Origin of the sequence: Streptomyces sp. NPDC050658 (assembly GCF_044457025.1) — a bacterium.
Classification (GTDB): Bacteria; Actinomycetota; Actinomycetes; order Streptomycetales; family Streptomycetaceae; genus Streptomyces.
Window position 1 is genome coordinate 15,318 of sequence record NZ_JBITGM010000021.1, and the last position, 21,067, is coordinate 36,384.

Genomic DNA, 21,067 nt, shown 5'->3' on the forward strand with positions numbered 1-21,067 from the left:
CGCTGCTGTCCCGGCCGGGCTCTTCAGCCGGCGGGGGAGTCGCTGACCTTGCCGACGGGGCTGATCTCCAGCTTCGGGCCGCCGCTCTCGCCGTCCGTCACGGGGAGCGAGCCCGCGGGCCAGTCGAGGGTGACGTGCTTGGTCTCGTTCGGCGGGGTGACGACGAGGTTGGTGATGTTCACCCCGGAGCCGCCGGAGTTGTTGATCGGGAACGTGATGTTGAAGGCGGCGGACTCGCCGTCCTTCAGGATGTCGGGGTGCGGGGCCTCGCCGTTGCGGTCGACGGAGAGGGTGTCGCCCGTGGACGCCTTCAGGTCGACGCCGGCGTAGCCGCTGATGGAGCAGTCGCGCCCGCCGCCGTTCTTGAAGACGACGGTGACGACGCCTTCCGTCTTGTCGGTGGAGTTGTCGAGGGCGTTCACTTCGAGCTCGTCGGTACGGCAGATGTCGATCTCGCCGTCGCTGTTGTCGCCGGTGCCGGCGGCGGTGCCTTGACCGGCGGTGCCTTGGTCGCTGGAGCCTTGGTCGGTGTTGCCGCCGCTTTCGCCGGAGCCGGTGCCTCCGCTGCCCTTGTCGTCGCTGTTGCCTCCGCTGCCGTTGTTGCCGCTGTTGTCGCTTCCCTTGCCGCCCGAGTCGACGGGGGAGCTGGCGGAGGTGTCGGCCGAGGTGTCCGACGAGGCGTTGTCGTCACCGTTGCAGGCGGTGAGCGAGAGGGCGGCGACGAGGCCGATGGCGGCGATGACGGACTTGCGGGTGCGCTTGTTCATGGGTCCCCCCGGAGTAGCTGCTGGTGCTGCTGGGCTGTCGTGATCACAGCCAACGGGGCGGTCCCCCGCGGCGGCAAGAGCTGCCGTCCCATCCGGGACGCTGGAATGCTTCCAGGGGGTCTGACCTGCTGAAACGCCCCTTGCCTGGAATGCCGGAGTGGGACGCGCGGGGGGCGGTTTGATCATGCACATGCGCTTGCTCTAAGGTCCCGGCGTCATGAATCGGCGGGGGAACGGATCACACCATCATGCGTACGAGGTCCAGGCGGGCGGCAGTTGTCGGTGCGGCGGCGGTACTTGCTCTGACGGTGACGGGGTGTGAGGGGGAGGACGAGGCCGCGGGGGCGTCGGAGGCGGGGGCGATAGCCGGCGCGGTGGCGGGCTCCGGCTCGGACTCCGGCTCGGACCCCGGCTCGGACTCGGGCTCGGGCTCCGGCTCGGGCGGTGGCTCGACCGCTCCGACGCCCAGCGTTGATTCTGGTGCGGGGTCTGCCCGCAACGGCGGTGCCAGCGGAGGCCCCGAGGCGCGTCAGAAGATGATGCTGGAGAACCTGCCGGAGGCGAAGACCGTCATGGCGGCGGGTGAGTACCTCCAGCGGTTCACCACGTGCGAGCGGTACAGCATCGACCCCTCCGACGAGCGCTACTACCCGATGGACGAGAAGTTCGACGCGTCGTGGGGCGTGCAGTTCCGGGGGACCTGCGACGACGGCGGGGGCAGCTATATGCGGGTCTTCAAGACCAGCGACATGAAGCAGTTCCAGACGGCGTACAAGGCGGACCTCGCCGAGGAGATGAAGGACGACGAACTCGCGGACGTCGAGGGCGGCTTCGCCATCGGCAGGGACTTCGTGGTGATAGCCCCGGACGACGACACGGTCCGCGACCTCTCGGCCTCGGGCCTCCTGGAACTGAACTGCAACCCGAACTTCAAGCCGTACGGAGACGTAAGGACGGCCCCGGCGCTGGTGGAGGGCTGCGTACTGACGGACGAGTTCGTGGAGCAGTAGGGGCTGGCGGCGCGGGCAGGGCTCTGCGCGCTGTCCCGGGGCGCGCTGCCCCTGCATCTCGGGGCTCCGCCTGCTCCCCACCGGTGAACGCCGGTCGGGCGGGAGCTTCTGGTGGGCCGGTGGTGCATCGGCCCCGGCCACGATCGAAGGCACCAGGCCCGCGCCGGCGAGACCGTCAGCGGTACCGGTGACGACCGAGGCGACTGAGGCGACTGGGACGAGCCGGGGCTAGTTGCCGATTCCCAGGCCCGCACCGATCAGCTGCACCCTGATCCCGTCCTTCTGGACGCTCACGTCCTTCAGCCACACGTTCCCCGCCCCCGGCAGCTTCGGCAGCCGGAAGGCGAGCGTGAGGCGGTCGGCGAGTACCGGGCGCGTCAGCTCGGAGAGGCCCTTCAGGAGGGCGGGGTCCAGGCCCAGCTTCTTCAGGAGCTCGGGGTGACCCATCGCCACGTCGATGAGGTTCAGGCCCATCACGTCGTTGATGAACCTCGGGGAGCCGACCAGCTCGTTCAGCTTCGCGTCGCTCTGGAGCGCCGCGCTGATGACCGAGTCCGGCACGCCGATCCGCTTCACGATCGAGGGGACGGAGAGGAGCGCCTTCGCCTTCGCCGTCTCCTCGTTGAGCTTCTCCACGGAGCTGCGGCTCAGGTGCAGGCCCTCGGAGTCGCGGACGCCGGGACGGTACGTCGCCAGGTCGCCGATCTGCAGGCTCATCCGGCCGATGTCGGTGGAGATGCCGCGGTCGCCGTTGCGCTGGATACGGGCGTCGGCCCGCACCTTCAGGTCATGGCCCGCCACGGGCAACGTACCGCGCGCGAGCACCTGGTCGCGGCCATGGCCGCTGAACGTGACCTGGGACGCGCCCAGTTCACGGTTGAGGTCCTCGAAGGAGAGCAGCACCTCGCCGTGCATCTCCCGGATGAGGGCGCCCTTGATGTCGGTGGGGCCGTCGCCGTTGATCTGTACGTCGTTGGCCGTCGCCGTCACCTGGGCCAGCGAGATCCGGTCGGCCGCGACGTCGGGGACGGTGACCTTGACTTTGTCGATGCGCTGGTCGAGCACCTGGGTCAGGAAGGGAAAGCCCTCGATGTCGACCTCGGGCGCCGCGCTCAGGTGCATGGACTCCTTGAGCTTCTCCGCGGCCTCGTGCTCGGCGTAGAGCAGGGCCCAGCGGTCGCCCAGGGCGAGGAAGGCGGTGGCGACGAGCAGCGCGACGACCAGCTTTCCGGCGATCGGAAGCCCGGCGAACCGGTTGCGGCGGCGGCTGCCGCGGCGGTGGTTCGGGGGCTGCCAAGGCGCTTCGGAGTCGTCGGCGTCGTCGTCGGCCGTCTCGTGGAGGAACTCCTCCAGCGGGTTCGGTGCGAGGGCGCCCAGTTCGTCGTACGGATTGAGCGGAGCGGTCGTCTCGGCGGGCGCTTCGGGCATCGCCTGCGCTTCCGGGGGAACCGATTCGTCCTGCCAACCATCAGACGGGTAGGCCTGGTTGTGATCGGACGGAAGCGTGGCTATGCGGTGGGGGGAACGCATCAGCTGATTTCACCATACGTTCACACCCCACCCCAAGCCTTACCACCAGTAAGAGCCGGTTTCGGCCACTTACGAATGCGCCTTATTTACGCGCCGTTCACTCAGCGGCCCGCTCGACCCCTCACTTCACGACCGTGATCCTGTCACTTCACGACCGTGATCCTGTCCGCCTTCGGCGGCGCGATCGGCTTGTCCGCCGAGGAGTTGGCGGTCAGGTAGTCGTTGAGCGCCTTCAGGTCATCGCCGCCGACCAGCGGCTTCGCGCCCTTGCCCAGCTCCGCGAAGCCGTCGCCGCCGCCCGCGAGGAACGAGTTCATCGCCACACGGTAGGTCGTGGCCGGATCTATCGCCTTGCCGTTCAGCTTGATCGAGTCGGTGACGACGCGGTCCGCGCCCGACTTGGTCAGGTCGAGCGTGTACGTCAGGCCGTCCGAGACCTGGAGAATCTTCGGGGATGCCTCGTTCGGGCCGCTCACCTGCTGCTTCAGGCCGGTGATGATCTGCGCGCCGGTCAGGTCGACCAGATTGACCGTGTTGCTGAACGGCTGCACGGTGAAGCCCTCGCCGTACGTCACCACCCCGTCGCCCTCACTGCCGCTCGCCTTGAAGACGAGGTCGGAGCGGATGCCGCCCGGGTTCATCAGCGCCAGGTCGGCCTCGGGGTCGAGGGACTTGGCGTGGGCGAGCTGCGCGTCCGCGATCAGGTCGCCGAGCGGGGCCTCGGGGGCGCCGGAGCCGCGGCCGGGGATGTCCGCCGAGATGTAGCCGACCGGCTTGTTGGCGACCGGCTCCGCGAGCTTGTTCCAGCGCCCGATCAGCGAGGTCATGTCCGCCGCCTTGGCCTGGTCGCGGCTGACGACGTGGTTCGCGGACTTCACCGACGTACGGACTATGTCCTTCGTCTTGCGGTCGTACGTGAGCGTCGTGTCCGTGTACAGCTTTCCGTACGACGATGCCGACGTGACCATCCTCGGCTTGCCCGCCGGGTCCGGGATCGTGCAGACGTAAGCGGAGTGCGTGTGGCCCGTGACCAGGGCGTCGACCTTGGGCGTGATGCCCTTGGCGATGTCGGTGATGGGGCCGGAGATGCCGTCGCCCGCGCCCGGGGAGTCGCAGTCGTAGTTGTAGCTCTGCGAGGCCGGGGAACCGCCCTCGTGGATCAGCGTGACGATCGACTTCACGCCCTGCTTGTCGAGCTCCTTGGCGTACTTGTTGACCGTCTTGATCTCGTCGTGGAACTTGAGCCCCTTGACGCCGTCGGCGGAGACGATGTCCGGGGTGCCCTCAAGGGTCACGCCGATGAAGCCGATCTTCACGCCCTTGTGCTTCCACACCCAGTACGGCTTGAGGATGGGCTTGTCCGTCTTCTCGTCGGTCACGTTCGCCGCGAGATAGGGGTAGTCGGCCCCCTTGAACTCCTTGCCCTCCTCGAAGCAGCCGTCCTTGGGGTGACAGCCGCCGTTCTGCATACGGGCCAGCTCCTTGGCCCCCTCGTCGAACTCGTGGTTCCCGACGCTGGTGACGTCGAGGTCCAGCTTGTTCATCGCCTCGATCGTCGGCTCGTCGTGGAAGAGGCCGGAGAGGAGCGGGCTCGCGCCGATGAGGTCGCCGGCCGCCGCCGTGACGGTGTACGGCTTGTCCTTGCGGGCCGTGCGGAGGGACGTGGCGAGGTACTCGGCGCCGCCCGCGTCGATCTTCTTCTCGGTCCCGTCCGGCTGCTTCTCCGTCACCTGGCCCGAGGACCCGGCCGGGGGCTGCAGATTGCCGTGGAAGTCGTTGAAGGACAGCAGCTGCACGTCGACCGTGCGCTTCTTCGTACCCCCGCCCGCGTGGTCCTGCCCCGCGTTCGCCGGCAGCGCCGCGGCCAGTGCGCCGAGCGTCGCGAGACCGGCGGCAGCGGCGAGCACGCGCGTGGTCCGGCGTCTGGGCCGGGGCGGCTGTGGTGGCTGTGCTGTGGTTGACACGTGTCCCCCTGGGTGAGGTGAGAGGCGGCTGGAGGCTGTGAAACTCCGTGCGCAGCCTAGGGTCAACGCGCGTAGCACGACAGGGGGTTGCGGGTTACGGGCCGGTTGCCATCGGGGGCGTTCCGGACGCTCGGGGCGAACCGGACACCGGTCCTGGACACCGGCCCTGGACACCGGCCCCGGACACCGGCCCCGGACGGCATCGCGTACGTCCGGTGAACTGCTCCGGGACCTGCGCTCGCCGTACCCTCGACACCATGACTGACGAGCAGCAGCCTCCCGCCCCCATGCGGCAGATCGACACCGTCGACGCCCTCGCCCCCGACCAGGCCGAAGCCGTGCTCGGGCTCATCGCGGACGCCGCCCGCGCGGACGGCCAGCAGGCCGTCTCCGAGCAGGGGCGGCTGCAGTTGCGGGGAGGTGCGCGGCAAGGGGTGCGGCATCTGCTGCTGACGGTCGACGGCGAGTTCGTCGGGTACGCGCAGCTGGAGGACACCGACCCGATCGAGGCGCCCGCCGCCGAGCTGGTCGTGCACCCCGCGCACCGGGGCCGCGGGCACGGCCGCGCGCTCGGCACGGCGCTGCTCGCGGAGTCCGGCCGCCGGCTGCGGGTGTGGGCGCACGGCGGGCACTCCGCCGCCCGGCATCTGGCGCAGGTCCTCGGGCTCACGCTCTTCCGCGAACTGCGGCAGATGCGGCGCTCCTTGGGCGATCTCGACCTGCCCGAGCCGGTGCTCCCCGAGGGTGTCTCCGTACGTACCTTCGTGCCCGGCGATGACGACGCCGCCTGGCTCGCGGTGAACGCCGACGCGTTCGCGCACCACCCCGAGCAGGGCTCCCTCACCCAGCGCGACCTGGACGACCGCAAGGCCGAGCCGTGGTTCGACCCGGCGGGCTTCTTCCTCGCGGAGAAGGACGGCGAGCTGGTCGGCTTCCACTGGACCAAGGTGCACACCGAGGAGGGCCTGGGAGAGGTGTATGTCGTCGGCGTGCGCTCCGGGGCGCAGGGCGGCGGCCTCGGCAAGGCGCTGACCACGATCGGCCTGAATCACCTCGCGGCGGCGGGGCTGCCGACGGCGATGCTGTACGTCGACGCGGACAACAAGGCGGCGGTGAGCGTCTACGAGCGGCTGGGGTTCATCACGCACGAGACGGACTTGATGTACCGGACGGAGTCCTGAGCACCCCGAAGGGGCGCGGGCTCTCCCGCGCCCCTTCGGCCACCGCTGCTTCGGCCGCTTCGGCTACTTCGGCTCAACCGGCGTAAGGCACATCTCGAACTGCACCCGCCCCCGCCGCGTCTCCTGGTACTGCGACTGGCCCGGCTTGCACTCGGCCTCGTACTTGCTCGCGACCTTGTACTCGGCCTTGGCGCTAGAGCAGTCGATGAGCTCCATGTCGGGGCTGCCGTCGGACCCCTTGTTCTCTACGCAGTCACCGACCTCGGCGACCGCGGGCGCCTTGGCGGACTCGCTGCCGGGGCCCGTGGTGTTGCCGCGGCTCGTGTACCACCAGACGCCGGCGATGACCGCCGCGATGAGCAGGACCACCACCTTCATCAGGGGCGACTGGCGGCTGAAGGATGAATTGGACAAGGTAAGTCCCCCGACTTCCGTGCGTGTTCACGTCAATGCTGAGCCGCAGACCTTACAAGATCGCCGGGCCCTTGACGAAAGACGCCCCCGCCGCGGCGCGGAGCGGCACGCGGCCCTCGCCGAACATGTCGTAGAAGAAGGGGAGTTGGGCGGTGCGGGCCGGCCCCCGGACGCGGATCGGACCGACCCCCGGACGAGCAACGGACAGACCTCCGGACGTGTAGACGTCCGGGAGTCCCCGGCACATGTCCCACACGTCATGTCTCCGTAACCAACGATTCAGACTGGCTTGCGACCCTCGCTCAATGCAGCCCGCCGTGCCCGACCCTCCCCCCATGAACGGGAAGCTTCGCCTCACCCCGGCACTCTCCGACGCGCCCATCGGGGTCCCCGCGCGGAAGAATGGGGCCATGAGCCAGCCCAGCACGCAAGGACAGGTCCAGCACGCCCAGCCCTCCGTGGGCTCGATCGCCGCGCACCGCCCGCACACGCTCGCCGCCGCGGTGTCGGATCTCGACCCCGACATCGACGCGGATCTCGACGCGTACGACGAGGACGGCCAGGTAGGACACGACGGCGCCGAGCTTCCGCAGGGGCGCTTCCTGGACCGGGAGCGCAGCTGGCTCGCCTTCAACGAGCGCGTCCTGGAGCTGGCCGAGGATCCGCACACCCCGCTCCTGGAGCGGGCGAACTTCCTCGCGATCTTCGCCTCGAACCTCGACGAGTTCTTCATGGTCCGGGTGGCCGGCCTGAAGCGACGTATCGCGACCGGTGTCGCCACCCGTTCGGCCTCAGGCCTGCAGCCCCGTGAGGTCCTGGAGCTGATCTGGAACCGCTCCCGCGAGCTCATGGCCCGGCACGCCGCCTGCTACCAGGAGGACGTCGCCCCCGGACTGGCCGACGAGGGCATCCACCTGGTCCGCTGGAACGAGCTGACCGAGAAGGAGCAGTCCCGCCTCTTCACGCTCTTCCGGCAGCAGATCTTCCCCGTCCTGACCCCGCTGGCCGTGGACCCCGCGCACCCCTTCCCGTACATCTCGGGGCTGTCGCTGAACCTGGCCGTGGTCGTGCGCAACCCGGTCTCGGGGCACACTCACTTTGCCCGTGTGAAGGTTCCGCCGCTGCTCTCCCGCTTCCTTGAGGCATCGCCTCAGCGGTACGTCCCCATCGAGGACGTCATCGCCGCGCCCGCGCACCTCGCGGAGCTGTTCCCGGGCATGGAGATCCAGGAGCACCACATGTTCCGGCTCACCCGGAACGAGGACCTGGAGGTGGAGGAGGACGACGCCGAGAACCTGCTCCAGGCCCTGGAGAAGGAGCTCATGCGGCGCCGCTTCGGGCCGCCGGTGCGCCTTGAGGTCGAGGAGTCCATCGACCGGAACGTGCTCGATCTGCTCGTGCGCGAGCTGAAGATCAGCGAGGCCGAGGTCTACCCGCTGCCCGGCCCGCTCGACCTGACCGGGCTCTTCGGCATCGCGGCGCTCGACCGGCCCGAGCTGAAGTACCCCAAGTTCATCGCGGGCACGCACCGCGACCTGGCCGAGGTCGAGTCGGCGTCCGCCCCCGACATCTTCGCTGCCCTTCGCGAACGCGACGTACTCCTGCACCACCCGTACGACTCGTTCTCGACGTCCGTGCAGGCCTTCCTGGAGCAGGCGGCCGCCGACCCGGACGTGCTCGCGATCAAGCAGACGCTGTACCGGACCTCCGGCGACTCCCCGATAGTCGACGCGCTCATCGACGCCGCCGAGTCCGGCAAGCAGGTGCTCGTCCTCGTCGAGATCAAGGCCCGCTTCGACGAGCAGGCCAACATCAAGTGGGCGCGCAAGCTGGAGGAGGCGGGCTGCCATGTCGTCTACGGCCTGGTCGGCCTGAAGACGCACTGCAAGCTGTCGCTCGTGGTCCGCCAGGAGGGCGAGTCGCTCGTCCGCTACTCCCATGTAGGGACGGGCAACTACCACCCGAAGACGGCCCGGCTCTACGAGGACCTCGGGCTGCTCACCGCCAAGCAGGAGGTGGGCGCCGACCTGTCCGACCTCTTCAACCGGCTCTCCGGCTACTCGCGCCGCGAGACCTACCGGCGGCTGCTCGTCGCCCCCAAGTCCCTGCGCGACGGTCTGATCTCCCGCGTGAACAAGGAGATACAGCACCACCGCGCGGGCCGCCCCGCCTACGTACGCATCAAGGTCAACTCGATGGTCGACGAGGCGGTGGTGGACTCCCTCTACCGCGCCTCGCAGGCCGGAGTCCCGGTCGACGTGTGGGTACGCGGGATCTGCGCGGTGCGGCCGGGCGTGGCCGGGCTCTCGGAGACGATCCGGGTGCGTTCGGTCCTCGGCCGCTTCCTCGAACACTCCCGCGTCTTCGCCTTCGGCAACGGCGGGGAGCCCGAGGTGTGGATCGGCAGCGCCGACATGATGCACCGCAACCTCGACCGTCGTATCGAGGCACTGGTCAGGGTGACCGACCCGGCACACCGGGCGGCGCTCAACCGGCTCCTGGAGACCGGCATGTCGGACACCACCGCCTCCTGGCACCTGGGCGCGGACGGCAACTGGACCCGGCACGCGCTGGATCCGGAGGGCCAGCCCCTGCGCAACGTACAGGAGATGCTCATAGACGCCCGGAGGCGCCGGCGTGGCACAGCTACACCTTGACGAGTCGACGGCGGGCGAGGTCCTCGCCGCCCATCTGCGGGGCCAGGCAACGGAGTTCCTCCGCTCGCTGCGGCTGCACCGTGAGTCGACGACGGACGCGCAGGGCGCCGAGGAGTCCCTGGAGGCGGCCCGCGCCCTGCGCCGCGCGGCCCGCCGCATCGGCGGCACGCTGCACACGTTCCGCCCGCTCCTGGACCAGGAGTGGGCGACGGAACTCCGCCCCGAACTGGCGTGGCTCTCCGGCACGTTGGCCCGCGAGCACGCGTACGCGTCCCGCTTGGAGCGGTTGCTGGAGGCATTGCACCGCTTGTCGGGCACGCCGACTGTTCCACCTCCTACAGAGGAGGCGGCCGCCATCGCTGTGGGCAGGCGTTCCGCAAGGCGAGGGGGGTCCCCCCGCTCGAACGGAGTTGAGAGTGGGGGAGGGTGGGCACAGCCCCAAGCGCCGGGCGCCGATCAACAGGGCGGTGCGCCAAGGGGTTTGACGGTCGGCGCGGCCAAAGCCGCAGCCCTCCTGGAGCGTCAGCTCACCCTCGCGCGGACGCGGGCCCACTCCACCGCGCTGCAAGCCTTCGGCTCCTCCCGCTTCCACGCCGTCGCGGACAACGTGGCCGTACTCGCCAGCGAGGTCCCCCTCAGCGGCAGCAGGGGCGACCTCAAACAGCTGGCGGCGAAAGCCGAGGAGAACCTCGCCGAAGCCGTCGCCGCCCTCCCCCTCGGCCAGGCGGGCCACCCGTACAACGCCGAGGCCCTGGTGCACGGCCTCGCCGCGGCCGAGGCCCCCGAGGCCCAGGACGCCCCCTGGCTGAAGACCCGCGCCCTCCTCCGCCTGCACCGGTACGCCCGGGAAGTCCTCCTGAGCACGGAAGCGGCGGACCGGCAGCCGGACCTCCGCCTCGCCGACGCGGGCCACGCCCTGGACCGCCACCGCGAGGCCGCCGAAGCCGCGGCGGCAGCGGCGGCGGCGGCCCGCACCCCCCGCATCGCCCCCGCGACGGCGTACGCGCTCGGCGTCCTGCACGCCGACCAGCGGCACGAGGTCGAGGCGGCCCGCTTCGACTTCCACCAGGCCTGGCTGCGGGAGGCGGTCCGCACGCCATGACGACCGGCAGCGACCCCATCCGCGCCGCGGGCTGCGTCCTGTGGCGCCGCTCCCCGTTCGACGGGGAGCTGGAGATCTGTCTGGTCCACCGGCCGAAGTACGACGACTGGTCGCACCCGAAGGGCAAGCTGAAGCGCGCCGAGGACCCCCTCGCCGGGGCGCTGCGGGAGGTCGAGGAGGAGACCGGCCACCGCTGCGTCCCCGGCGCCCGCCTCCCCACGGTCCGCTATCTCGCCCAGGGCCGCCCCAAGGAAGTCAGCTACTGGGCCGCCGAGGCGGCCGAGGGCCGCTTCGTGCCCAACAGCGAGGTCGACCGCATCCGCTGGCTGCCCCCGGCCGCCGCCCGCAACCGCCTCACCCAGCCGCGTGACCAGCGGCTCGTCGACGCCCTGCTCAGCGTTCTCAACCCTGCGTGATTACGCCGTCACTTTCCGTGGCAGATTCTCTAACCAGGCCGACCGCCGAGGTTCACCCGCCGTTCACTCGTGCCCATCGGCCGCTTCACCTGCCCTGCCTAATTTCGGCCTTACAACACGACGTAAGACCGAAACGACGTAAGACCTCGCACGCCGCCACCCCAAGGACGGCGGCTCCCGGAAGGAACTCCGAAAGTGAAGCTTCAGCGCAAGAACCGGCTCCGCGCCCTTTCGCTCGGCGCCATCGCCGTCTCCGGCGCCCTGGCCCTCACGGCGTGCGGCTCCGACGACACGAGCAGTTCGGGCGGTGGCAGCGGCAAGGAGACGAACGCCAACGCCAACATCAAGTGTGATGACGCCAAGGGCCAGCTCGCGGCCTCCGGTTCGTCCGCGCAGAAGAACGCGATCGACGCCTGGCGCAAGGTCTACTCGACCGCCTGCAAGGACGTCCAGCTGAACTACAACCCGACGGGTTCCGGCGCCGGCATCACCGCGTTCACGCAGGGCCAGACCGCCTTCGCGGGCTCCGACTCGGCGCTCAAGCCGGAGGAGGTCGAGAAGTCGAAGAAGGTCTGCAAGGACAGCCAGGCCATCGACCTGCCGATGGTCGGCGGCCCGATCGCCGTCGGTTACAACGTGCCGGGTGTGGACAACCTCGTCCTGGACGCCGAGACCCTCGCCAAGATCTTCGACAACAAGATCAAGACCTGGGACGACAAGGCCATCCAGAAGCTGAACCCCGACGCCAAGCTCCCCGGCACCAAGGTCCAGGCCTTCCACCGCTCGGACGAGTCCGGCACCACGGACAACTTCACCAAGTACCTCAAGGGCGCCGCTCCCGACGCCTGGTCGTACGAGCCGGGCAAGTCCTGGGAGGCCAAGGGCGGCCAGTCCGCCAACGGCTCCTCCGGTGTCTCGGCCCAGGTCAAGCAGACCGCCGGCGCCATCTCCTACTTCGAGCTCTCCTACGCGGGCGAGGGCATCAAGACCGTCGACCTGAAGACGGACGCCAAGGAGCCGGTGAAGGCCACCGTCGACAACGCCTCCAAGGCCATCTCCGAGGCCAAGGTCGTCGGCAAGGGCAAGGACCTCGCGCTGGAGCTGAACTACAAGCCCACCGCCGAGGGCGCCTACCCGATCACCCTCGTGACGTACGAGATCGTCTGCGAGAAGGGCAACAAGGCCGAGACCCTCGCCGCCACCAAGTCCTTCCTGACCTACATCGCCAGCGAGGACGGCCAGAACGTCCTCAAGGAGAACGACTACGCGCCGATCCCGGCCGAGATCATCGCCAAGGTCCGCACGACCGTCGCGGGCCTGAGCTAGCTGAACCGAGTGCGGCCGGCCCCGCAGGACCGGGCCGGCCGCACCGTCCGGTGCACCGCCGCCACGGAGCGCCTGCCTGAAGCGCAGTGCGCCTCCGCAGACCGGAGAACCCCATGGATATACCAAGCAATACGACCGCACCTCCACCCGTCGACGACGTGCAGCCCGCGGCTCCCCTGAGCAAGGCGGCCGCCCGAGGCGCCGGCCGTCTCGGCGACAAGATCTTCGTCGGCCTCTCCCGAGGTTCCGGCATCGCGCTGCTCACGATCATGGCCGCCATCGCCGTGTTCCTGACGTACCGCACGACGATCGCCCTCGCCGACAACACCGGCAACTTCCTCACCACCTTCGAGTGGGACCCGGCCGGTGCCACCACCGGCGGCAAGCCGTACTTCGGCATCGCCGTCCTGGTCTTCGGCACCGTCGTGAGCTCGGTGATCGCCCTGCTGATCGCCGTCCCCGTCGCGATCGGCATCGCGCTGTTCATCTCGCACTACGCGCCACGCAGGCTGGCCACCCCGATCGCCTTCGTGATCGACCTGCTGGCCGCCGTGCCCTCGATCGTCTACGGCCTCTGGGGCGCCCTCGTGGTCGCGCCCAACCTGACCGGCCTCTACAGCTGGCTCGACGACTACTTCGGCTGGACCGGGATCTTCGAGTACCAGGGCGGCGCCCCGCGCTCCCTGATGACCGTCGGCATCCTGCTCGCCATCATGATCCTGCCGATCATCACGAACGTGAGCCGCGAGGTCTTCCTCCAGGTCCCGAAGATGCACGAGGAGGCCGCGCTCGCGCTCGGCGCCACGCGCTGGGAGACCATCCGCATGTCGGTGCTCCCCTTCGCCCGCTCGGGCATCATCTCCGCCTCGATGCTGGGCCTCGGCCGCGCGCTCGGCGAGACGATCGCCGTCGCCACCGTGCTCTCCCCGACCTTCGTGATCCAGGCCTCCGTGCTCGACTTCGGCGGCGGCACGTTCGCCCAGAACATCGCCAGCAAGTTCAACGAGGCGAGCGAGTACGGCCAGGACGCCCTGATCGCGTCCGGTCTGGTCCTCTTCATCATCACGCTGCTGGTCAACGGCGCGGCCCGCATGATCATCGCGCGCCGCAAGGAGTACTCGGGGGCCAACGCATGAGCACCACGACACCCACCCCGCCCAATCCGCTGGTCAAGCGTCCCTCGACGCTCAAGGCCGCGACACTGCCGCGCTGGTCGCCGGTGGCCGTCGCCGTCGGCTCGGCCGCCGCCGCGATCGCCGTCGGCGTCGGGGCCGGCCTGGACAGCCGTGTGCAGTGGGGCCTGATCGCCGCCCTCCTCTTCATCGTCGCGTCGTACGTCCTCGCGGTGAGTGTCGAAGGCGCCCGCCAGGCCAAGGACCGCCTCGCGACCTCGCTGGTGTGGGTCGGCTTCCTGCTGGCCGTCGTCCCGCTGGCCTCGCTGATCTACGAGACCGTGCAGCGCGGCATCAAGGTCTTCGACGTCTACTTCCTGACCCACTCGATGGGTGTCGTCGCCGACGACGAGGTGGGCGGCGGTGTCTACCACGCCCTCATCGGCACCCTGGAGCAGGTGCTCCTGGCCTCCGTGATCGCCGTACCGATCGGCCTGCTCACCGCGATCTACCTCGTCGAGTACGGACGCGGGAGGCTCGCCAAGGTCGTCACGTTCTTCGTGGACGTCATGACCGGCATCCCGTCGATCGTCGCGGGCCTGTTCGTCCTCAGCTTCTGGATCCTGATCCTGGGCTTCGACTTCTCCGGCTGGGCCGGCGCCATGGCGCTCGCCATCCTGATGATGCCGGTGGTCGTGCGCTCCACCGAGGAGATGCTCAAGCTCGTACCGAACGAGCTGCGCGAGGCCTCGCTCGCCCTGGGCGTACCGAAGTGGCGGACCATCCTGAAGGTGGTCCTGCCCACCGCGATCGGCGGCATCACGACGGGCGTCATGCTCGCCGTCGCCCGTATCGCCGGTGAGACCGCGCCGGTGCTGCTCCTGGTCTGGGTGAACCCCCTGATCAACACGAACCCCTTCGAGGGCTCGCAGGCGTCGCTGCCGCTGTACATCTACCAGCAGTACGCGGCGGGCAACGAGGCCGGTTACGACCGTGCCTGGGCCGCGGCGCTCACCCTCATCGGCTTCATCATGATCCTCAACCTGGCGGCCCGCGGCGTAGCCCGCTGGAAGGCCCCCAAGACGGGCCGCTGACGCGGCCATAGGGCGGCTCCACGGAAACGGAGCCACCTCAGCGACCCTCTCGTACCCCCCGAAAGCAGTGATCCCCATGGCCAAGCGAATCGACGTATCGGGCCTGACCGCTTACTACAGTGCCCACAAGGCCATCGAGGACATCTCGATGACCGTGGAGCCGCGCTCCGTGACCGCCTTCATCGGCCCGTCCGGCTGCGGCAAGTCCACCTTCCTGCGCACCCTGAACCGCATGCACGAGGTCACCCCCGGCGGCCGCGTCGAGGGCAAGGTGCTCCTGGACGACGAGGACCTGTACGGCACCGGGGTCGACCCGGTCGCGGTGCGCCGCACGGTCGGCATGGTCTTCCAGCGCCCGAACCCGTTCCCGACGATGTCGATCTTCGACAACGTGGCGGCGGGCCTGCGGCTCAACGGCTCGTACAAGAAGGCCGAACTCAGCGCCATCGTCGAGAAGTCCCTCAAGGGCGCCAACCTCTGGAACGAGGTCAAGGACCGCCTGAACAAGCCGGGTTCGGGCCTCTCCGGCGGTCAGCAGCAGCGTCTGTGCATCGCCCGCGCCATCGCGGTCGAGCCGCAGGTGCTCCTGATGGACGAGCCCTGCTCGGCCCTCGACCCGATCTCCACCCTCGCCATCGAGGACCTGATCGGCGAGCTGAAGGAGCGCTTCACGATCGTCATCGTGACGCACAACATGCAGCAGGCGGCGCGCGTCTCGGACCGTACGGCGTTCTTCAACCTCGCGGCGGTCGGCCAGCCCGGCAAGCTCGTCGAGATCGACGAGACGGAGCGGATCTTCTCCAACCCGTCGGTGCAGGCGACCGAGGACTACATCTCGGGCCGCTTCGGCTAGGCCGTCAGGCAGATCCCCCGACTCCCCGCGGTGCTGCATGGCGGTGCCACCGCAGGGGCAACAAGAAAGGCCCGCCCCCTGGCTCCCGGGGGGCGGGCCTTTCCGTGCCCCGCAGGGGCGCGGGGAACTGCGCGACCAGCCGAAACGGGCCCGCAGCCAAAGAACTACAAGAACGCCAGATTCACGATCCAGAAGCTGAGCGCAGCGACCAAAGCAGCCGCGGGCATCGTGATGAACCAGCCCAGGATGATGTTCTTGGCGACACCCCAGCGCACCGCGTTCACCCGCTTCGTCGCGCCCACACCCATGATCGCGGAGGTGATGACGTGAGTCGTCGAGATCGGCGCGTGGAACATGAACGCGGTCGTGAACATGATGCCCGCGCCGGTGGTCTCGGCGGCGAAGCCCTGCGGCGGGTCCAGCTCGATGATCTTGCGGCCGAGGGTGCGCATGATGCGCCAGCCGCCCGCGTACGTACCGGCCGACAGCATCACCGCACAGGCGATCTTGACCCACACCGGGATCGGCGCGTCCGCGCTCTGCACATCGGAGATGACGAGGGCCATTACCACGATGCCCATCGTCTTCTGGGCGTCCTGCAGACCGTGACCGAGGGCCATTCCCGCCGCCGACACGGTCTGCGCGATACGGAATCCGCGCTTGGCCTTGTGCGGGTTGGACTTGCGGAACATCCACATGATCGCGCACATCACCAGGTAACCGGCGACGAGGCCGACCAGCGGCGACAGGAACATCGGAATGACGATCTTGTCGACGACCCCGGACCAGATGACCCCGATGCCGCCCGCGAGCGCCGCGCCGACCATTCCGCCGAACAGCGCGTGCGACGAGGACGAGGGGAGTCCGAAGTACCAGGTGATGAGGTTCCACACGATGGCGCCGATGAGCGCCGCGAAGAGGATCCACATCCCCTTGTCGCCGTGCGGGGTCTCGATGATCCCCTCACTGACGGTCTTGGCGACCCCGCTGCCCATGAAGGCACCGGCGAGGTTCATCACCGCGGCCATGGCGAGCGCCGCGCGCGGCGTCAGCGCACGCGTGGAAACGGACGTGGCGATGGCGTTCGCGGAGTCGTGAAAGCCATTCGTATACGTAAATCCGAGCGCGACGCCGATCGTCACGATCAAAGCAAAGGTGTCCATGGAGGGGATCAGGACTCCTTGACCGCGATGGTCTCCACCGTGTTGGCCACGTGCTCGAACGCGTCGGCTGCCTCTTCGAGCACATCGACGATCTGCTTGAGCTTCAGCACCTCAATGGCGTCGTACTTGCCGTTGAAAAGGTGCGCGAGGAGCTTGCGGTGAATCTGGTCGGCCTGGTTCTCCAGACGGTTGACCTCGATCCAGTACTCGGTGAGGTTGTCCATGGTCCGCAGATTCGGCATGGCCTCGGCGGTCAGCTCGGCGGCCCGCGAAAGGACCTCGATCTGCTGCTCGACACCCTTGGGGAGCTCCTCGACCTGATAGAGGACGACCAGGTCGACGGCCTCCTCCATGAAGTCCATGATGTCGTCGAGGGACGAAGCGAGGGAGTAGATGTCCTCGCGGTCGAACGGCGTGATGAAGGAGGAGTTCAGCTGGTGGAAGATCGCGTGGGTCGCGTCGTCTCCAGCGTGCTCCGCTGCCCGCATACGCTCTGCGATCTCGGCTCGGGCGGAGGCGTCCGCCCCGAGCAGTTCCATAAGGAGCTTCGAGCCCGTGACAATGTTGTCCGCGGATGCGGCGAACATGTCGTAGAAGCTCGTCTCCCTGGGGGTCAGACGAAAGCGCACGTGGGGTCCTCGGGGTGCTTTGGATTCGGTCAGGCTGATGCTAGGCGCATCATCCGGCCACGGCTAACCGGCCAGACCCCAGTGTCGCCCATCAGGCACAGTGATCAGCACACCCCCCGGGGAATCGAGTATCCTATACCCACCCGGGGTATAGGGAAGCCAGTGACTGTCCAGGCACTGTCCAGCAGGAGGACGCGATGACGACCACCGAGGCGGCCGGCGTGGCCACCACCACCGAGGCGCCCTCCGAGCACGCGGGCCACGACCAGGGCGTGCACGGCTACCACAAGCAGAAGGACGAGCACCTCAAGCGGCTGCGCCGCATCGAGGGCCAGATCCGCGGCCTGCAGCGCATGGTCGAGGAGGACACCTACTGCATCGACATACTCACGCAGGTGTCGGCGAGCACGAAGGCCCTGCAGTCCTTCGCCCTCCAGCTCCTTGAGGAGCACCTGCGGCACTGCGTCGCCGACGCGGCGGTCAAGGGCGGCGCGGAGATCGACGCGAAGGTCGAGGAGGCCACGAAGGCCATCGCCCGCATGATGCGTACGTGAGACACCGGCTGCGTACGTGAGACACGGCGGGGCCCGGGCCGTGCCCCCCCCGGCCGAGGGTGGTGGCGGGACTAGTCCCGCTCCCCGGCCCGCTGTTCCGTCTCCCTGGAGACGCTCTCCGTGGAGACATTCAGAACCTCGTCGATGCGATCGGCACTGAGCCGTTCGCCCCGCGCGGCGGACGCAGCGATGATGAGTTCGCCGCACAACTCGATCTCGGCGAGGGCGACGTGGTCCTGAACAGTCGTACCGCGTCCCAGAGCCACGTGCATCACCTCTTCCTGACCTTGCGACCTTGCGACCTTGCGACCTGTCGGCCTGACGGCCGTGTGGCCTTCGGACCGTGCTTCCCGGCGGTCCTGGCGGTACCGACTTCCTAGAGTAGGGAGCGCCCTACACGCCGCGCATGGCACGGACGGACCATTTCCATACCGCCGGACGCGACTAGCCGCGTACCCCGTACCCGCCCCGGCAAGCCGCCGTGCGCGCCGCTATTTCTCGGCGATCTTCCCCGCGAAGATGTCCTCGCTCGCCGGCAGCCGCACGTCCACCCGCACCCCGAAGTCGTACAGCAGAGTGGTCGACGCCACCGCCGCGTTCGAGACGCTGAACTCCTGGCGCAGCTTCCGCAGCCGCCCCTGTTCGTCGAGGTAGGCGTCGAACGGCACCCGCCCCTTGCTGAACCCTTTCGCCGCCGCCCCCAGCGCCTTCCGCTGCCCCTCCGAGGCCGCCCGCGACGCACGCGGCAGATCGGCGCTGCCCCGGTAGTGCCGCACCGGCACACCCGCGACCTTCGTCTCGCCCACGTACGTCGCCTTGCTCGCGCCCCGCAGCAGCTCCGCCGCGGCCAGCGGATCGGTCGCGCCGCCGGTGACGAGATTGCCGTCCGAGAGCGTCGCCGTGTCGATCCGCACCCACTTGTCGGCGGGCACCCCGGCGCCGCGGTTCTTCATGTAGAGCGCGCCGCTCGCCATCAGCTCCGTGATGGGCCGGTGCTCCTCCGCGCCCGCCGGGTCCTTCGGCAGCACCACCACGAACCGCCCCAGCTGCTTCCTGAAGTCGTACGCACCATGCCCTCGGATGGTGACGCGGGTCCCGCCGCTCGCCATCTCCATGGACGTACGGGCCTTGGAGCTGCCCGCCCGGACCAGCGTGTCCGCGGAGCCGCGCACCGCGTCGACGGCGTCCTCGGCGCTCGGGCTGTCGTCGGCGGCGGCCCCGCTGCCCGAACAGCCCGTGGCGACAGCCATGAGACCCACCGCGGCGGCCGTGACCACCGCCCCGCCTGTGCGCCTGTGCCGCTGACCCATCGCCTGCCTACCCCCAAGCCTTCCCGTGCGGAGCCGTGTCCCCCTGTCGCCTCGTGTAACGACCGGTACGTTGACCCGTCACGCGGAAGAGCGTCGGCCCAGGGTGGGTACGGTGGAGCGGTGGCCGAGCAGCAGGGACAGGAACCGCACCGCACGACGACGATCGAGCAGGGCCGCTTCTGCGCGGCGCGCTGCAGCTGCGGCTGGCGCGGACCGGCGCGCAGGGCACGCAGCAAGGCGCGGACGGACGCGGAGTCGCACGCCTCGGAGGCGTAGCCCCGGCTCGCGGAACCCAGGCGCCCCGTACGCCGTCTCGTACTCCGGGAAGCAACGGGGAGGCGCGTCATGGAGCGACGGACGTTCATCGGTACGACGGCTGCGGCAGCGGCGGCACTGACAGTGGCGGGCTGCAGTGGTTCGGGCGGCGGTGCCGCTCCGCGTGGCTCGGCGTCCCGCTCGGGCACCCCCATCCGCACGTCGAGCGCCGCCACGTCGGCCGCGGCGAACCTGACCGCCCTCGGCAAGGACCTGGACGGCACGCTGGTCAAGCCCGGCGAGGCGCAGTGGGCGGCGGCCCGTCAGCTCTACAACACCCGTTACGACAGCCTGAAGCCGACGGCGGTCGCGTACGTGGCGAACGCGGACGACATCCGTACGACGATGAAGTACGCGCGGGCCCATGACGTGCCGATATCGATCCGCAACGGCGGCCATTCCTACGGGGGTTGGTCCTCCGGCACGGGCCGCCTGATCATCGACGTATCGAAGCTGAACAAGATACGCGCGGGCGGCGGGGCGGCGACGGTCGGCGCGGGGGCGAAGCTGATCGACGTCTACCGCGCGCTCGCCGCGAAGGGCGTGACGATTCCCGCGGGCTCCTGCCCGACCGTGGGCGTCTCGGGCCTGACGCTCGGCGGCGGCCACGGTGTGGTCTCCCGGGCGTACGGCCTGACCTGCGACAGCCTGACGGCGGCGACGCTGATCACGGCGGACGGCAAGGAGCTGCGGGCCGACAAGAGCGAGAACAAGGACCTGTTCTGGGCGCTGCGGGGCGCGGGGAACGGGAACTTCGGGGTGGTGACGGGCCTTGAGTTCCGCACGCACGCCGCTCCGCAGGGGGTCTCTGCGTACATGACGTGGCCGTGGTCGAAGGCGGCCGCGGTGATCAAGGCGTGGCAGGAGTGGGGCCCGGACCAGCCGGACGAAATATGGTCCTCGGCGCACCTGGCGAACACGCCGGGGGGTACGCCGACGGTGTCGGTCGCGTGCTTCTCCCTGGGCACGTACGGCGACCTCCAGAACGCGGTGGACCGCCTGGCGGACAAGATCGGCGCGCCGGCGCGCAGCGTGTCCCTGAAGCGCCGCTCCTACGAGGAGTCGATGGAGGTCTACGCGGGCTGCGCCTCCTTCTCCTCGGACGCGCAGTGTCATCTGCCGGGTTCGACGCCGGGCCGCAGCCCGCAGGGAGCGCTCAACCGCGAGACGTACGCGGCGAGTTCGGACTTCTTCGACCGCTCGCTGTCCTCGGCCGGGGTGCGGGCGATGCTGACGCAGATCGAGAACGTGACGGGGGCGAGCGCGGGCAGCATCGCGCTGACGGCACTCGGCGGCGCGATCAACCGGGTGGATCCGGGCGCCACGGCGTTCGTCCACCGCCGCTCGCGGATGCTGGCCCAGTACATCGCGTCGTGGCGCCCCGGAACCTCCGGCACCGGCGCCCAGGCCTGGCTGAAAACCGCCCATGCCGCGATGTCCCGCTACGCCTCGGGCGCGGCCTACCAGAACTACGCGGACCCGACCCTCCGCGACTGGCGCAAGGCGTACTACGGGGATGCGGCACCGCGCCTGCAGAAGCTGAAGCGGCGGTATGACCCGTCGCGGGTGTTCGACTACAAGCAGGCGATCTAGCTCTTCTGCAAGCAGGCGATCTGGCTCTTCGGTCCTCCGTGGCCGGGAGAGTCGCCGGTACCCCAGACGAACGACAC

At 69.4% G+C, this 21,067-nt stretch carries 20 protein-coding genes; 12 read left to right on the plus strand and 8 right to left on the minus strand.

Going from position 1 to position 21,067, the window contains the following annotated elements; all coding sequences use genetic code 11:
- Nucleotides 1-23: 23 nt before the first annotated feature.
- Nucleotides 24-767 (minus strand): DUF4232 domain-containing protein, encoded by a 744-nt coding sequence (locus tag ACIBKX_RS39940; RefSeq protein ID WP_363277517.1) that lies wholly within the window; start codon nucleotides 765-767, stop codon nucleotides 24-26.
- Between the two features lie 248 nt (nucleotides 768-1,015).
- Here ACIBKX_RS39940 and ACIBKX_RS39945 point away from each other — a divergent pair, with 248 nt between their 5' ends.
- Entirely contained in the window at nucleotides 1,016-1,777 is a 762-nt protein-coding gene (locus tag ACIBKX_RS39945; protein ID WP_363277516.1) for a hypothetical protein, read from the plus strand.
- 228 nt (nucleotides 1,778-2,005) lie between these two features.
- Here ACIBKX_RS39945 and ACIBKX_RS39950 read toward each other — a convergent pair whose 3' ends face one another.
- Nucleotides 2,006-3,307 carry a DUF2993 domain-containing protein gene (locus ACIBKX_RS39950; protein WP_399377291.1) on the minus strand — a complete coding sequence of 434 codons (1,302 nt, stop codon included), beginning with the start codon at nucleotides 3,305-3,307 and terminating at the stop codon, nucleotides 2,006-2,008.
- Between the two features lie 143 nt (nucleotides 3,308-3,450).
- Nucleotides 3,451-5,271, minus strand: coding sequence for a bifunctional metallophosphatase/5'-nucleotidase (locus ACIBKX_RS39955; RefSeq protein WP_363277514.1), 1,821 nt, complete (start codon nucleotides 5,269-5,271; stop codon nucleotides 3,451-3,453).
- A gap of 257 nt (nucleotides 5,272-5,528) precedes the next feature.
- Here ACIBKX_RS39955 and mshD point away from each other — a divergent pair, with 257 nt between their 5' ends.
- On the plus strand, nucleotides 5,529-6,452 hold the full coding sequence (gene mshD / locus ACIBKX_RS39960) for a mycothiol synthase (protein ID WP_363277513.1): 924 nt from the start codon (nucleotides 5,529-5,531) through the stop codon (nucleotides 6,450-6,452).
- 63 nt (nucleotides 6,453-6,515) lie between these two features.
- Here the strand turns inward: mshD and ACIBKX_RS39965 are convergent, their stop codons facing one another.
- Nucleotides 6,516-6,866 carry a hypothetical protein gene (locus ACIBKX_RS39965; protein WP_363277512.1) on the minus strand — a complete coding sequence of 117 codons (351 nt, stop codon included), beginning with the start codon at nucleotides 6,864-6,866 and terminating at the stop codon, nucleotides 6,516-6,518.
- Nucleotides 6,867-7,171: 305 nt separating this feature from the next.
- Between ACIBKX_RS39965 and ACIBKX_RS39970 the strand changes: the two genes are divergently transcribed.
- The 7 genes from ACIBKX_RS39970 (at nucleotide 7,172) to pstB (ending at nucleotide 15,426) form a co-directional block, all read left to right on the plus strand.
- Complete coding sequence (locus tag ACIBKX_RS39970; RefSeq protein ID WP_399377294.1) at nucleotides 7,172-9,523, plus strand: RNA degradosome polyphosphate kinase; 2,352 nt, start codon at nucleotides 7,172-7,174, stop codon at nucleotides 9,521-9,523.
- On the plus strand, nucleotides 9,504-10,625 hold the full coding sequence (locus ACIBKX_RS39975; RefSeq protein WP_363277508.1) for a CHAD domain-containing protein: 1,122 nt from the start codon (nucleotides 9,504-9,506) through the stop codon (nucleotides 10,623-10,625). Before ACIBKX_RS39970 ends, ACIBKX_RS39975 begins: the two co-directional genes overlap by 20 nt.
- On the plus strand, nucleotides 10,622-11,041 hold the full coding sequence (locus tag ACIBKX_RS39980; protein WP_363277507.1) for an NUDIX hydrolase: 420 nt from the start codon (nucleotides 10,622-10,624) through the stop codon (nucleotides 11,039-11,041). Before ACIBKX_RS39975 ends, ACIBKX_RS39980 begins: the two co-directional genes overlap by 4 nt.
- Before the next feature lie 195 nt (nucleotides 11,042-11,236).
- Complete coding sequence (pstS, locus tag ACIBKX_RS39985) at nucleotides 11,237-12,367, plus strand: phosphate ABC transporter substrate-binding protein PstS (protein WP_363277506.1); 1,131 nt, start codon at nucleotides 11,237-11,239, stop codon at nucleotides 12,365-12,367.
- Between the two features lie 113 nt (nucleotides 12,368-12,480).
- On the plus strand, nucleotides 12,481-13,503 hold the full coding sequence (gene pstC / locus ACIBKX_RS39990; protein WP_363277505.1) for a phosphate ABC transporter permease subunit PstC: 1,023 nt from the start codon (nucleotides 12,481-12,483) through the stop codon (nucleotides 13,501-13,503).
- Nucleotides 13,500-14,573, plus strand: a complete 1,074-nt coding sequence (gene pstA / locus ACIBKX_RS39995; protein ID WP_363277504.1) for a phosphate ABC transporter permease PstA — start codon at nucleotides 13,500-13,502, stop codon at nucleotides 14,571-14,573. The genes pstC and pstA overlap by 4 nt, the downstream gene beginning before the upstream one ends.
- Before the next feature lie 76 nt (nucleotides 14,574-14,649).
- Nucleotides 14,650-15,426: a phosphate ABC transporter ATP-binding protein PstB gene (gene pstB, locus ACIBKX_RS40000; RefSeq protein ID WP_363277502.1), complete on the plus strand. Its 777-nt coding sequence runs from the start codon at nucleotides 14,650-14,652 to the stop codon at nucleotides 15,424-15,426.
- Between the two features lie 164 nt (nucleotides 15,427-15,590).
- Here the strand turns inward: pstB and ACIBKX_RS40005 are convergent, their stop codons facing one another.
- Both ACIBKX_RS40005 and ACIBKX_RS40010 read right to left on the minus strand, forming a co-directional pair.
- Entirely contained in the window at nucleotides 15,591-16,589 is a 999-nt protein-coding gene (locus ACIBKX_RS40005) for an inorganic phosphate transporter (RefSeq protein ID WP_363277501.1), read from the minus strand.
- An 8-nt stretch (nucleotides 16,590-16,597) separates the two neighbouring features.
- Entirely contained in the window at nucleotides 16,598-17,218 is a 621-nt protein-coding gene (locus tag ACIBKX_RS40010; protein WP_363277500.1) for a DUF47 family protein, read from the minus strand.
- 197 nt (nucleotides 17,219-17,415) lie between these two features.
- On the opposite strand from ACIBKX_RS40010, the gene ACIBKX_RS40015 reads away from it, so the two are divergent.
- Nucleotides 17,416-17,772 carry a metal-sensitive transcriptional regulator gene (locus ACIBKX_RS40015; protein WP_363277499.1) on the plus strand — a complete coding sequence of 119 codons (357 nt, stop codon included), beginning with the start codon at nucleotides 17,416-17,418 and terminating at the stop codon, nucleotides 17,770-17,772.
- A gap of 71 nt (nucleotides 17,773-17,843) precedes the next feature.
- On the opposite strand, the gene ACIBKX_RS40020 is transcribed toward ACIBKX_RS40015, so the two are convergent.
- Together ACIBKX_RS40020 and ACIBKX_RS40025 are read right to left on the minus strand one after the other, a co-directional pair.
- Nucleotides 17,844-18,038, minus strand: coding sequence for a hypothetical protein (locus ACIBKX_RS40020; RefSeq protein ID WP_399377298.1), 195 nt, complete (start codon nucleotides 18,036-18,038; stop codon nucleotides 17,844-17,846).
- Nucleotides 18,039-18,263: 225 nt separating this feature from the next.
- Nucleotides 18,264-19,082, minus strand: coding sequence for a hypothetical protein (locus ACIBKX_RS40025; protein ID WP_363277497.1), 819 nt, complete (start codon nucleotides 19,080-19,082; stop codon nucleotides 18,264-18,266).
- 120 nt (nucleotides 19,083-19,202) lie between these two features.
- Here ACIBKX_RS40025 and ACIBKX_RS40030 point away from each other — a divergent pair, with 120 nt between their 5' ends.
- Both ACIBKX_RS40030 and ACIBKX_RS40035 read left to right on the plus strand, forming a co-directional pair.
- Nucleotides 19,203-19,358, plus strand: a complete 156-nt coding sequence (locus tag ACIBKX_RS40030; RefSeq protein WP_363277496.1) for a hypothetical protein — start codon at nucleotides 19,203-19,205, stop codon at nucleotides 19,356-19,358.
- A 69-nt stretch (nucleotides 19,359-19,427) separates the two neighbouring features.
- Nucleotides 19,428-20,990, plus strand: coding sequence for an FAD-binding oxidoreductase (locus ACIBKX_RS40035; RefSeq protein WP_363277495.1), 1,563 nt, complete (start codon nucleotides 19,428-19,430; stop codon nucleotides 20,988-20,990).
- Nucleotides 20,991-21,067: the final 77 nt, after the last annotated feature.